Source organism: Corynebacterium sp. HMSC075D04 (genome assembly GCF_001815635.1).
In the GTDB taxonomy this organism is placed as follows: Bacteria; Actinomycetota; Actinomycetes; order Mycobacteriales; family Mycobacteriaceae; genus Corynebacterium; species Corynebacterium coyleae.
Map to the genome: position 1 here is coordinate 33676 of NZ_KV821348.1, position 13299 is coordinate 46974.

Annotated in this window: 9 protein-coding genes and 1 pseudogene; all 10 read left to right on the forward strand. The window is 58.0% G+C overall.

Annotation, left to right across the window (positions count from 1 at the left end):
• Positions 1–110: 110 nt before the first annotated feature.
• Positions 111–1748, forward strand: a complete 1638-nt coding sequence (groL, locus tag HMPREF3048_RS07075) for a chaperonin GroEL (protein WP_070422454.1) — start codon at positions 111–113, stop codon at positions 1746–1748.
• Between the two features lie 400 nt (positions 1749–2148).
• Complete coding sequence (locus HMPREF3048_RS12280; RefSeq protein ID WP_168167344.1) at positions 2149–2304, forward strand: hypothetical protein; 156 nt, start codon at positions 2149–2151, stop codon at positions 2302–2304.
• 29 nt (positions 2305–2333) lie between these two features.
• Entirely contained in the window at positions 2334–2501 is a 168-nt protein-coding gene (locus HMPREF3048_RS12285) for a hypothetical protein (RefSeq protein WP_168156425.1), read from the forward strand.
• A gap of 102 nt (positions 2502–2603) precedes the next feature.
• Positions 2604–3503 (forward strand): polyphosphate kinase 2, encoded by a 900-nt coding sequence (gene ppk2 / locus HMPREF3048_RS07080; RefSeq protein WP_070422455.1) that lies wholly within the window; start codon positions 2604–2606, stop codon positions 3501–3503.
• Between the two features lie 466 nt (positions 3504–3969).
• Positions 3970–5682 carry a SpaH/EbpB family LPXTG-anchored major pilin gene (locus HMPREF3048_RS07085; protein WP_070771712.1) on the forward strand — a complete coding sequence of 571 codons (1713 nt, stop codon included), beginning with the start codon at positions 3970–3972 and terminating at the stop codon, positions 5680–5682.
• A gap of 203 nt (positions 5683–5885) precedes the next feature.
• Positions 5886–6794, forward strand: a complete 909-nt coding sequence (locus tag HMPREF3048_RS07090) for a class C sortase (RefSeq protein ID WP_070771713.1) — start codon at positions 5886–5888, stop codon at positions 6792–6794.
• Positions 6794–7696: a prealbumin-like fold domain-containing protein gene (locus tag HMPREF3048_RS07095; protein WP_070771714.1), complete on the forward strand. Its 903-nt coding sequence runs from the start codon at positions 6794–6796 to the stop codon at positions 7694–7696. The genes HMPREF3048_RS07090 and HMPREF3048_RS07095 overlap by 1 nt, the downstream gene beginning before the upstream one ends.
• A 319-nt stretch (positions 7697–8015) precedes the next feature.
• On the forward strand, positions 8016–11384 hold the full coding sequence (locus HMPREF3048_RS07100) for an LPXTG cell wall anchor domain-containing protein (protein WP_168167345.1): 3369 nt from the start codon (positions 8016–8018) through the stop codon (positions 11382–11384).
• Positions 11385–11743: 359 nt separating this feature from the next.
• Positions 11744–12835: an ImmA/IrrE family metallo-endopeptidase gene (locus tag HMPREF3048_RS07105; RefSeq protein ID WP_070771716.1), complete on the forward strand. Its 1092-nt coding sequence runs from the start codon at positions 11744–11746 to the stop codon at positions 12833–12835.
• A 313-nt stretch (positions 12836–13148) separates the two neighbouring features.
• Positions 13149–13299 (forward strand): annotated as a pseudogene (locus HMPREF3048_RS12095) (IS256 family transposase); the annotation flags it as partial.

A 13299-nucleotide genomic window follows, 5' to 3' on the forward strand; every position in this document is an offset into this window, starting at 1 on the left:
GCGGGTGAGGCTGAGACCACTCGTCAGCCGTGCCGTCGCGGGCGCCTGCTTGCACCGACGAACTGAGTGATCGTCCACGTACGCCTATATATAAGGAGTGACACACTCACATGGCAAAGATGATTGCATTTGATGAGGAAGCACGTCGCGGCCTCGAGACCGGCCTGAACACCCTGGCTGACGCCGTTAAGGTTACGTTGGGCCCGAAGGGTCGCAACGTGGTGTTGGAGAAGTCTTGGGGCGCTCCGATGATTACCAACGACGGCGTGAGCATCGCTCGCGAGATTGACCTCGAAGATCCGTACGAGAAGATCGGTGCGGAACTGGTCAAGGAAGTCGCCAAGAAGACCGACGACGTCGCCGGTGACGGCACCACCACCGCTACCGTTCTCGCCCAGGCACTCGTACGCGAGGGTCTGCGCAACGTTGCTGCTGGCTCCAACCCGATGGGTATCAAGCGCGGCATCCAGGCTGCCACCGACAAGGTATCCAAGTACCTGCTGGATCAGGCAAAGGAAGTTGAGACCCAGGAGGAGATCGCTTCCACCGCTGGTATCTCCGCTTCTGACCCGGAGATCGGCAAGAAGATCGCCGAGGCAATGTACGCCGTTGGCAACGGTGCGGTGAACAAGGAGTCCGTGATCACGGTCGAGGAGTCCAACACGTTTGGTGTGGACCTCGAGGTTACGGAGGGTATGCGCTTTGACAAGGGCTTCATCTCCGCTTACTTCGCCACCGACATGGAGCGCGGCGAGGCCGTGCTCGAGGACCCGTACATCCTGCTGGTGTCCGGCAAGATCTCCAACGTTAAGGAGCTTGTGCCGGTGCTGGAGCAGGTTATGCAGTCCGGCAAGCCGCTGCTGATTATCGCCGAGGACGTCGAGGGCGAGGCCCTGTCCACCCTGGTTGTGAACAAGATCCGCGGCACCTTCAAGTCTGTGGCTGTGAAGGCTCCGGGCTTCGGTGATCGTCGCAAGGCAATGCTGCAGGATCTGGCGATCCTGACCGGCGGCCAGGTCATCTCCGAAGAGGTCGGCCTGTCCCTGGAGACTGCTGGCGTTGAGCTGTTGGGTCAGGCTCGCAAGGTTGTGGTGACCAAGGATGAGACCACGATCGTGCAGGGCGCTGGTCAGCAGGAGCAGATCGACGGCCGCGTGAAGCAGATCCGCGCTGAGATCGAGAACTCCGACTCCGATTACGACCGCGAGAAGCTGCAGGAGCGCCTGGCCAAGCTGGCTGGTGGCGTTGCGGTGATCAAGGTTGGCGCTGCTACTGAGGTGGAGCTCAAGGAGCAGAAGCTGCGCATTGAGGATGCTGTGCGTAACGCAAAGGCTGCTGTGGAGGAGGGCATCGTCGCTGGTGGCGGTGTGGCTCTGCTGCAGGCTGCCAACGAGCTCGAGGGCGACCTCGGCCTTGAGGGCGACGAGGCTACGGGCGTGAAGATCGTCCGCGAGGCCCTGTCCGCTCCGCTGAAGCAGATCGCGCTGAACGCTGGCCTGGAGCCGGGCGTGGTGGCTGACAAGGTTGCCAACCTCCCGGATGGCGAGGGTCTGAACGCTGCGACCGGCGAGTACGTCGACATGCTGGCTAACGGCATTGCGGATCCGGCGAAGGTGACCCGTTCTGCGCTGCAGAACGCTGCGTCCATCGCTGCGCTGTTCTTGACCACTGAGGCGGTTGTGGCTGATAAGCCGGAGCCGGCTGGTGCAAACCCGGGCATGGACCCGGAGGCTATGGGCATGATGTAACGCCCGCTTGTTGAGAGACGCGTCCTTCGGGGCGCGTTTTTCTTTTGCGCAATTGCTTGTCGACGACCCCCTGAATAGGTGTAGTTCCCCACATCCACTTCCGGTTTGTGGCGTTTCCGTCGCGATTTTCGGTGCTGAATGGTCTATACAGTCGTCATCGAATTCATATGACGTTTACTTCTTCTATTGAATTTGGGCAGGTAGGAGATAGAGCTGAAATATGGTTACGTTTTGGTAAACGTGAGGTGTTGAAAAATATCTGTCAGCATTGAAAACAATTCTGCAGTTTCCCTTGACGTAATCGTTACCTATGGCAAAATAACTCCCTGACGCCCGATGGGTGTCAGTACCTGTCAGTAAAGCCAGACACAGACTGGCACCTAACTTTTAGGAGCATGTAATGCCTGTAGATCTCAAGGTCATCCAGAAGGCGCTCAAGGACTTCAAGACGTTCGCAACCGCGATCGAGAAGATCTTCACCAAGACCCCGGAGTCTCTGCTGACGTTCGCAACGAAGGTTACCGAGAAGCCGGAACTCGGCAAGACGACCAAGTAAGAGCATCTTTTTAAATAGGAGAAAATATCATGGAAGCATTGACTAACTGGGTTGCACTTTCCTCCGGCACCGGCGTCGGCGTTCAGAACGGCGAACCGGCTGAAATCACCCGTATCCCGGGCGCTCTCGTTGAGCTGCTTGGCAACTTCGGCGTCCTCGCAGGCGCTCTCGCCGACCTCGTTGGTCTGGTTGCATAAGACCGACTTCTGAGGTGCCTCGTCGCTACGTGCGACGGGGCATTTTTTGTTATTCGGGGGCTTTCCCAGCGCAGCGGGGCAAAGCGGAATAGAATGAGTGGTATGGCTGACCACAAGGATGACGAACTGCCGATGATCGACCTCGCCCAGACCGAAGGTTGGGTTGTGGACGACACCGATGAAGACGATCCGGTGCTGCTGATGCCGGACGGCACTGCGATTCAGACGTGGCGCGAGAATTACCCGTACGATGAGCGCCTCTCCCGCGATGAGTATGAGCATGAGAAGCGCGCGCTCCAGATTGAGCTGCTGAAGTGGCAGAACTGGACGAAGGATACTGGTCAGCGTCACATCATTATTTTCGAGGGCCGCGACGCCGCCGGTAAGGGTGGCACCATCAAGCGCTTTAACGAGCACCTCAACCCCCGTGGTGCTCGTACGGTTGCGTTGGAGAAGCCGTCGCCACGCGAGAGCACGTCGTGGTACTTCCAGCGCTACATCGAGCACTTCCCGGCTGCGGGCGAGATCGTGTTCTTCGACCGTTCCTGGTACAACCGTTCCGGTGTTGAGCGTGTGATGGGTTTCTGCACCGAGTCGCAGCACGCCGAGTTCCTGCGTGAGGTGCCGATGCTGGAGAACATGATCCTCGGCTCCGGCATTTCGCTGACCAAGTTCTGGTTCTCCGTGACCCAGAAGGAGCAGCGCACCCGCTTTGCTATCCGCCAGGTGGACCCGGTGCGTCAGTGGAAGCTGTCGCCGATGGACTTGGCGTCGCTGGATAAGTGGGAGGACTACACCCGCGCGAAGGAGGAGCAGTTCCGCTACACGGATACTGACGAGTCCCCCTGGATCACCATCAAGTCCAACGACAAGAAGCGCGCCCGCCTGAATGCGATGCGCTACATCCTGTCCAAGTTTGAGTACACGAACAAGGACCACGACGTGGTTGGCGAGCCCGACCCGTTGATTGTTAAGCGTGGCCGCGACCAGATCGGCGACTAGATCCCCTGCTTATCGACGACCCTCTGCCCCGGGATTCCGGCGCAGAGGGTCTTTTTCATGCGTTTGTATAGCGGGGTAAACGTGCTGGTGGGGAGTGTTTGACGCGGTTAGCGCGGTTGCTAAGAAATCCCTTGAAAAACTCACGCAAAAAGTGTGTCGAACATCTCCACCCCACCTTATATGTGACGTCGAACACCCGTTTTTCGGTGTCATTTGCCTGTAAGGCCAGCTCGCTTTTCGCAGCTAACGCAAAGGTTTGGAAACTTGCCTGAAACCATCCTTAACGAGGGAAAACGGCTCATATTTGCGCTTTACTTAAGTTGTGCAACCAAGTAGATTTTACGGTGGCGCCCAGGCTGGGCCCAGAAGAATCGCACGGAGGATGTACCGCGCCACCGTGTTGAAGTACTTCTCTCGCTGACCAATAGGGCCCAGCGACAAACATTTCTCCGAAAGGACCACCACTATGGCAATTGCCATGAAGAAGACCGCTGCGATCGCAATCGCCGCAGGCCTGACCTTCGCCGGTTCCGCCGGCATCGCCGCGCAGGACGCACTGGCTCAGGATGGCGTTGAACAGAACTCCGCTATTGGTCAGGGTGCAGACCCGTCGACCATCGATCCGAAAGCTGCACGCTCGCTTACGATCCACAAGATTCTGAACGTTTCGAAGACCGGTGCACCGACCGGTAATGAGATTACGGAAGGCACTCCGGACGCTGAGAAGTACACCGGCGGCGAGAAAGTGGCCGACGTGAAGTTCAAGGTTGAGGAGCTCGACTTTGATATCACGACGAACAAGGGCTTCTTCGCGGCTGTCGAGGCTGCGAAGAAGCCTGCGTCAGCACCGCTGAAGCAGGGTGGCCTTTCGACGGATGTTACGACGGGTGCAAATGGCTCTGTCCAGGTGCCAAACGTTAAGGTCGCCGCATACCGCGTGACTGAGCTGGATTCCCCGAAGGCAAACGTCAACGGTGAGCCTCGTCTGAACCTGCACAAGTCGGACCCGTTTGTGGTCTTCGTCCCGATGACGAACCCGAAGAACACCGCAGAGTGGAACTACAACGTTCACGCTTACCCGAAGAACACCAACACCGTGGTGACGAAGAAGCTTGAGGACGAGAACGTTAACGTCGGCGACACCGTCCAGTACCAGATCAAGGGCAACATCCCTGGTGCTACGTCCGACAAGGATGTTCAGCTCAACAACTTCCACGTGGTGGACTACTACAACAAGAATGAGCTGTCCAACCTGCGTCTGAGCGAGACCAACCCGGTCCAGATTGAGAAGGCTGACGGCTCCCTCGAGACAGTTGATACGAAGTACTACACCCTTACCGATCAGGAAGATTGGACCTTCGGCGATGACCGCGACGCGCACTACAACGCTCGCCGGACCGTCCAGTTCAACGAAGCAGGTCTGAAGTGGCTCGACGATAACCACCGTGGTGCGAAGGTTGTCACCAACTGGGAGGCGGAGTTCAAGCCAATCGGTGATAACGGTGACGGCGAGATTCGAAACACCGCCGACGTGCCGTCTATCACTGGCGAGTCGGGTTCGAAGCGCACGCCGGGTGACGTCCCGCCGCCGCCGGAAGACACCCCTGAGGTTGTCACCTTCTTGGCGAAGCTGCAGCTGCTGAAGTACGGCGATGGCAAGAAGGACCAGCCGCTGAAGGGCGCCGAGTTCGAGCTGTACACCCGCGACCTTAAGACCGGTAAGTGCAACCCGATCAACGACGATAACAAGATCAAGATCGGTGATGTTGCCAAGTGGACCACCAACGAAGATGGTCAGCTCACCATCGATGGTCTCCACATCACCGATAAGGTTGACCAGCAGATCGTCGACGGCAAGCCAGCCGACGGCGGCAGCATTCTGACTGGTGAAGCACACACTGCAGTGCAGAATGGCTACTGCCTGCTTGAGACCAAGGCTCCTGAAGGCTACGAGCGTATCCCGCAGGCATTCCCGATCGAGTTCAAGCTGGCGGACCGTGTGGTCAACGACAAGCAGGTCGCTTCGCCGCTTATCCACGCTGAGGTCAACAACAAGCCTTCCACGAAGAAGTTCCTCCCGGCCACCGGTGGCATGGGTGTGCTTGTGATGGCGTTGGCTGGTCTCGCGATCATCGGCGGCGGTGTCTACGCGGCACGTCGCAACTCCCAGTCCGCATAAGCAAGAACGCATAAGCGCAATCGCATAAGCGGACTCCAGGGCTAGTGCTCACCAAAGAGCGCTAACCCGGGAGGCGCCCCGGAACCGGAACAACCGGACCCATCGGGGCGCACGCCCGCCAGCAGGAGGGCGTTAAATTCCTGCTCCAGTTTTGAAGGAAAGGGTTGTCGTTGATAAGCGATGGCCCCAGAGAGGACAACAACGTGACCACAGCAGTGAAGGCGAAGCACCGGAAGCAGCCGGCGCAGAAGTCGTTCTTCCAGCGTGTCGCGCTGCCTGTCCTCATCATCCTCGTTGGCCTGACGGTGCTGATGTACCCGGTGATCTCCACCCAGTGGAACAACCGCGTGCAGGAGCAGGTGGCGAAGATGTACGAAGACCAGCTCGAGGCGGCACCGCCGGAGCAGGTCAACCGTGCGTACGAGGCGGCGATCGCGTACAACCGCGCGCATACCGACGGTCCGATTCTGGACCCGTGGCTTGCGCGCATCAGCGAAGACAACGCTGAGTACAAGGCGTATGAGGCACAGTTGGCGGGGGTGTCGGCGATGTCGCAAATTGCGATCCCGTCTATCGACGTCCGCCTGCCCGTCTTCCACGGCACCAGCGAAAACACACTGCAGAAAGGCCTCGGCCACCTGTACGGCTCCGCACTGCCGACCGGCGGCAAGGGCTTCCACTCCGTGATCACCGGTCACACGGGACTCACGACTGCAACGCTTTTCGACGACCTTGTGGACGTCGAAGTCGGCGACGCCATCTACGTCTCCACGTTCGGTGAGCGCATGAAGTACAAGGTGTACGACATCGAGGTTGTGCTCCCGGACGAGACCGACAGCCTGCGCGCCGAAGCCAACCGTGACCTGCTCACCCTGGTCACCTGCACCCCGTACGGCATCAATACCCACCGTCTGCTGGTCCACGCCGAGCGTGTGCCGATGGACCCGGACGAAGCGCAGATTCTTGACGAATCCACGTCCACCGTCCAGTGGTGGATGTGGACCCTCGGCGCCGTCTCCCTGCTGGTGCTGCTGGCCCTGATCTGGTGGATCATCCGCGAAAAGAAGAAGAGCGACCGCAAGGACGCTATGAACAAGGAGGTTCAGTCCTAATGCGCACTTCGAAGATCGTCGCGACGCTTGGCGCGGCGTCCATCCTGGCCACCGGCGCATTCATGCCGGTTGCCGACGCCCGCGTGGTCTCCGGCAACGACAAGAACATCGCCGCCGACAGCGTGGACACCACCCGCGCCATCTCCCTGCTGGTGAAGAAGAGGGCTACCAACCCTTACGACGACGTCCCTGCCGGCCAAAAACGCCCCGCCATCGAAGGCGCCATCTTCGTGCTCTCCCGTGTAAACGACATCGACGTGACCACCGAGGAAGGCCGCGAAGGCGCCAAGAACCTCACGATGGAACAGGTGCGTGAGAAGGGGCTTGGTGTCGTCGATAAGAAAACGACAAATGCCAGCGGCGCGGTGCAGTTCACCGGCCTCAGCGCCGGCCTGTACCTGCTCGAGGAGCAGGCACCTGACGACGACCATGAATACCACGTCTCCAGCCCCCAGCTGATCATTCTGCCGCTGGGCGATGTGAAGGGCGAGCGGTTCACCTACGAAAACGTCGTAGTGACCAAGTGGGACGACGACGGCGGTCTGACCCCAACCACAACCCCGACGCCAACGCCTGGGACCTCGACCCCAGCAACAACCGAGCCGACGACGAAAACCACGCCGACCACCCGGAAAACGACTCCTCCGGGCAGCACGGTGACCACGGTGACTACCCCGGTCAAGACCACGCTGACCACCACGCGCTCCGACGGATCCACAACCGTTGTGACTACACGAACCAATTCGGTGACCACCGTCACCAAACCAGGGGATAACACCCGCGGCGGAGACCTGGCCTCCACAGGCGCGAACGTGCTGTGGGCCGCAGGACTCGGCGGACTGCTCATTTTGATCGGGTTCGTGCTGGCCCGGCGAAGCAAAAACGAAGAACAGACACGGTAGATAAGCGGATTTAGGAACAAGGATTATGCGAAACGTAATGAAGCCTGCAGCCACTGCGAGCTCGCGCGCCCGTCGCTCCGTTCGTGGAGTCGCTGCCGTGGTCGCCTCGTTGGCGCTCGCCGCCGGCCTCGGCTCCTACCCGGTCGACGCGCAGGAACCGGTTGCTTCTGCAACTACGGCTGAGAGTGCTGTGGCCTCGGAGAACGTGGAGGCGTCGGAGACTGCTACCGCTTCGGAAACGACCACTGCTGCAGAGCCTGCCGTGTCCGAAACTGGTGTTGCGGAAGCAGTAGCTCCGGCGGCACAGACCGCAGGGCCAATGAGCGCGACGCAGCCTGCCGTAGCGGATAAAGCAGCCGTACAAACCACCCGCTTCGGTGCAGTCGACACAATCACTATCGACGACCCCACAGGCGAAGCATGGCAGTTCGGCGGCAAAGCTTCGCCGGAAGACATCTTCGGAATCAAGCGAATTGGCGATGGCGAAATTGAAGAGATTCTGTCGCTCATTGCCGATGGCAAAAATCTCGATCCGGAGAGCTATGGCTTCACCAACAACGCCGAGGGCGGCTACATCGCCTTCGACTTGAATGCACTGGATGAGGTGCCGCCGAAGCACATCGAGGTAAAGGTCCGCACGACCGACGCCGGTGAGTACGCGATCGCCGAGAGTGCCGATGTTCCGACGGTGCGGGAATTGTCCGCTTCTGGATACGGTCAGAACCGGGAGGCTGCCGTGGCCGGAGCCCCAACCAGTGTTGGTCAGGCTCGTGCTGCGAACGACACTAAATGGTCCGAGGAAATCAAGCTCAGCTCTGAGATCGTCGCTACGGACCGACAGAAGTTTGAGAATATTGGCACGGAGCCGTATTTCGAAGTTCGACCAACCGGCGAACACCCTGACCAGGTAGGGCGAGACATCAGGATCACGCGCGTTGTCGTTCGCAATATTGAGGACAACACCCGCAAACCTAACAACAGGGCGATGATCGTCAAGAACGACGCTGCTGACGAACAGTTCTATTTCAAAGATGCTACGGAACTTAAGAACGAGAAAAATCGCGTCAAGGGTTTTGAGGCAGCCTTTTTCGACCCGGAAACTGGTGAATCGCCAGTTGCTCAGCAGCTCATCATTTATTCGGGACAGGACTCCATAAAGATTGGCGTCGATGGTGTTCCTGCCTGGAGCGACAACTTGGATACTCTCCGTCAGCGTTACGCAGTGGAGGTCTACGGCTCCTTCAGGATTCCGACGGAACCCACTCCGCCGGAGACCTCCCCGACGGAGGAGGAGGCGCCTACGGTCGATGATGAAAACAAGCGTTTCATCATGGAAGGCCAAGGCGGAATTCGACTGACGCCAGCGCGTACCACTGGAGAGAACCCTTACGAATCCACCACGACTGTGGATGGAAAGTCGACGTTCTCGAAAGCAGTTGTTCGCGTTAGCGCGCCTAACAGCATTTTGGCGATTGAGGGGTACACCTTCGATTTGGACAAAACTGAACCGGGCACGTCATTCGAGCGTCGAGTGATCAGCGTATCGAGCGACTACGTCGAGTACGAGGTCTACCCAGTGCAGAATGGAGCACGGGTCGACTCTGTCGAAGTGCCGAACGGTGCCAAGTTCACGATGACTTCGAAATTCAGCGATAAACCGGAGAGCGTCGACGTCGTTGCGACGATTCACGGTACGTCGTTGGTCGAGCCGAAGAAGCCGGTGGAAGTTTCGCCTCCCGATGGTGCGGACTGGGTAAAAAAACAGTACCCGAATCCCGAAATGCCCAAGAAATGCGGTTTAAAGGTCGCTATTGTGGCGGATCAATCCCGCTCCCTTAAATACGGCGATGAAAACGGGTTTAAGTCGACACGTGATGCCACGACGGCAATGGTTGAGGCGTTGAGGAGTGCGCCGGGCACTGAAGTCGGCCTGTACACGTTTGGCAGGACTGCGACCAGTAGCACTGGAGGACCGGTTCCCCTAGAAGTTAATGGTGAGGTTAATACGACTATCACCAACGCAATTGCTGGATGGACGGAACCTAAGAATGGTGATGCCACTAACTGGGAAGCGGCGCTCAATAAAGTGAAAGAAGACGGAGATAGGTACGGGAAGTACGACTTGGTCTATTTCATTACTGACGGTATGCCGACCTTCGATGAACATGGTTGGCAGAACAAAGGCGGAACTCCGGCTGGTGAACCTTATGACTACGCTGGTGCCTTTGTGCAGGAGCGTTCGTTGAACCGCGCTATTCTGGCGGCTAATAAGTTGAAACAGGCTGGTACTAGGATCGTTCCGATCCAGGTAGACCTCACGCTTCGAGCCGGCAATGTGGTGACTCGGGATTACGTCTTGAAGAATATTTATTCTTTTACTAGCGGGGCTCCAGTATCTGGGGAAACGCTTGTTTCCATTCAGAACCAGGCAGTCCATCCGTCTACCGGAGAGGTCTATTACCCCAACTTTGAAAAAGCTGTATATAAGGGTACCGACATTGTGGTCAACGTCGAGCAGGCGATTAATTCGACTCACAAGTCAAACTCCAATTATCACCTTTTTGACATCGTGGAAAAGCGGAGCGTGTCCAAAAACCACACAGCAGACAAGAAAGAGTGGACATACGGCACTCGCGAAGTGAAGCAAATGGGCGAGGACATCTCTGGCCCTGGGGACACAGTGCGCATCGAGAACTACTCGGAGCTTGCTGCACAATTGGAGACTATCGCTCAGGAGGTCGCGAGACTGTGCCACGGCAAGATCATCGTCCAAAAGCAGATCGTTGCCGCCAACGGTGATGTACTCACCGACGGAGCTGAGGGCTGGGAGTTCTCGGTGATGGCGAACAGCCCGATCATCGACGCCGGAAACGGTGCCTTGGTCTACGCAGACTCCAAGGCCACCGTCAGGGAGGAAGGCGCCGACAAGCCACAGGCGTCGTGGAAGCTTGTTACCGATAAGCCGGCGGCGGCCACGATCACTGAGCACCAGCAAAAGGGCTACAAGCTATATCAGCGTGACAAGAAGAACGCCGTGTGTACGCAATACCTCAACGGTGAGAAGTCCTCTCTGGAAGTTCAGAACACGGGCGATACAGGCTTCAGGATTCCGGTGAATACAAGTGGTTCGCACGTCGCAACCGTCCTGTGTGTGGTTGCCAATACGAAGGCCGATCAACCGAAGTTCGGCCTCCAGGTGAAGAAGGTCGACCTGGACGACCGCAACACCACTCTCTCGGAAGCACAGTTCGAAGTCCGCGAGGTTGCTGCGGCCGAAGGCAAGACCCCGCAGAAGTGGAACCTCGAACCAGGCACCGAAGCCGGCACGTACACCCTTGGCACGGTGCTCGAGCCGGGCAAGGAGTACGATCTGGTCGAGGTGAAGGCGCCGACACGAGATGGTGTTGTGTACTCGCTGCTCACTGCACCAATCCGGTTCCGCGGGACCGTTCAGGACCAGGGTGTCGCGGTTGAGTACGAATCGGACGGCGAATGGGTCTCCGATATCTCAACCCAAGGTGTGTGGAGTGTCGTCTCCGACAAGCAGTTGGCGTATCTCGAAGTCGCCAACGTCCGCCAGGGCGACCTCCCGAAGACCGGTGGTGCTGGCCTCCAGCTGCCGATCTTGCTCGGTGGTGCGCTGATCGCTGCGGGTGCGCTTGTGGGACGTCGTAAGGTAGCGGCGTAACCGGCGCGGATCTCGCAGATAGTCGAAAACGGGCGTTGCCCTGAACACCGAAGTTTAGGGCAACGCCCGTTTTCGTTTTAGTGCAACGTCCATGGCGTTGGTAGTGGTGCCCGAAGGTCGAAACGATCCCGATGCTCTTCGCCAATGAAAGTTCGTTCGGCCGAAAGTTTGCTTTTAAGCAGGAGTTTTGGCAAAAGAAAACCCGCCTCCGAAGAGGACGGGGGAGTTATGTGGATGATCTTACGCGAGATACCGGCCTTGTCAATGGAGTTAGATCCTCCACTGTTTAGGCCGCTGGCTTAGCGGCACTGTGGTGAGGACCGAGAACCCGGCATCTCAGGATGAGGCAGAATATTCGCATGACTGATGCTGTTAAGCAGGCGAGGAAGATCGCGCAACGTATGGCGATGGCGCGAGAACTTGCAGAACTTAGCATCGCCGAGACGACTGAGGGATCGCCGATCTCACCCGCGCGGCTAGTCGCGATTGAATCCGGTGATGATTCACCTCGGTCGCTCGATATTGCAGTGGTCGCGGAATCGACAGGACTGCCAATTGGATGGTTCCTGGCGGAACGGCCACAACTCGTTGCTAGCCGGAAGCCGGCACCAGAGGGAGGCGTCTCTCCGGCATTCGATCTTGCGCTTGAACGATTGTCGGTACACGTCGAACAACTGGTAAGCGAAGGCATTATCGCACCCGCAGTACACCAGCGTTTTCGGTTGGTCGAGGATCATGACGTCATCGCGCGCCGAGCGGCAGAGGTGCGGGACTGGGCAGACGCAGGCGATGAGCCGATTAGGGATCTCTCTACGTTCTGTGAGCGCGTCGGCTTACTTGTGTTCGCCCAGTCCTTCCTTGGTTCTCCGTTTGAAGGGGCGGTAACTGAGATTGAACGCAAACCAGGTGATGAGTTTGGTATTGCCCTGGTGGATAAGTGTGCTGGGCTTCTCCGGTCCAGGTTTACGCTTGCACACGAGCTTGGGCACTGGGTGTATCGCACGTCTTTTGAAACTGGTTGCGGACACGGAGCTGTCGAACGCGCTATGAATTCGTTCGCTGCGCATCTGCTGATGTCGCGTTCCTTTGTAGAACGGATGGAGGCCAAACACGCAGACAGTAGAGCGCTCGCGATGGCGGTTTCTTCTCAGTGCGGTGTGAGTTGGAGCGCCACGCTTGGGCATCTTGCAAACCTCGGTGTTATCACCAGCGCAACCTATGCGTTTGAGATGGAACGCAAACCCGACAGTCATGAGTTTCAAAACGCTGGTTTTGCAATCCCGATGGTTAAAGAACTGGATGTAGTTCCTCCTCTGTATCGCAGTGCAGTGCTCAACGCGTATCAACAGCGGAAGCTCACGACAGGTAAAACTCTGGAAGTGCTATTCGGGTCAGTCGCTCAGGAGCAGCTGCCGGAGAGGATTCCACCGCGAGGGAGAAAAGCCTCGTGAATGAGAGCGGCTGCGCCCGTTGTCTCGTGATTGACGCAACCCACCTCATGCACGAATTTCCTGACAATCTCCGACGCGCCGAAGACCGACGGCGCAAACCACGGTCGCAAACAGCGCTACCGGATACTCACCACACCGCTACCATTTCCTCCGGGTTAAGCGACAAAATGTGTGTCCGGAATCGTTGATTTTCATGCTCTGAACTCCGCGTTTGCGGAAAATATATGCTCCAAAAGCATATATTGGCCCTCTCTTGCGAAAATCCCCGGTGTGGCTGCCATGGTGTGCTACGGAGCGGTGGTTCGGTTGCCCAATGCCAAAGAACCGACCACGCTGCCATTGCGGCGGCGATATGAAACGCAACGGCACCACCAGCAACGGTACGACCCGGTGGCGGTGCAAAACCTGCGGTGCTTCACTGACCAAGCAACGCAGCGATATCACCAACGCAGCCCTATTTCGTG

What these genes read in the sequence shown, in the direction of transcription:
- groL (WP_070422454.1), top strand. Translation starts at nt 111, where the DNA reads ATGGCAAAGATGATTGCATTTGATGAGGAAGCACGTCGCGGCCTCGAG.
- HMPREF3048_RS12280 (WP_168167344.1), top strand. Translation starts at nt 2,149, where the DNA reads ATGCCTGTAGATCTCAAGGTCATCCAGAAGGCGCTCAAGGACTTCAAG.
- HMPREF3048_RS12285 (WP_168156425.1), top strand. Translation starts at nt 2,334, where the DNA reads ATGGAAGCATTGACTAACTGGGTTGCACTTTCCTCCGGCACCGGCGTC.
- ppk2 (WP_070422455.1), top strand. Translation starts at nt 2,604, where the DNA reads ATGGCTGACCACAAGGATGACGAACTGCCGATGATCGACCTCGCCCAG.
- HMPREF3048_RS07085 (WP_070771712.1), top strand. Translation starts at nt 3,970, where the DNA reads ATGGCAATTGCCATGAAGAAGACCGCTGCGATCGCAATCGCCGCAGGC.
- HMPREF3048_RS07095 (WP_070771714.1), top strand. Translation starts at nt 6,794, where the DNA reads ATGCGCACTTCGAAGATCGTCGCGACGCTTGGCGCGGCGTCCATCCTG.
- HMPREF3048_RS07100 (WP_168167345.1), top strand. Translation starts at nt 8,016, where the DNA reads ATGAGCGCGACGCAGCCTGCCGTAGCGGATAAAGCAGCCGTACAAACC.
- HMPREF3048_RS07105 (WP_070771716.1), top strand. Translation starts at nt 11,744, where the DNA reads ATGACTGATGCTGTTAAGCAGGCGAGGAAGATCGCGCAACGTATGGCG.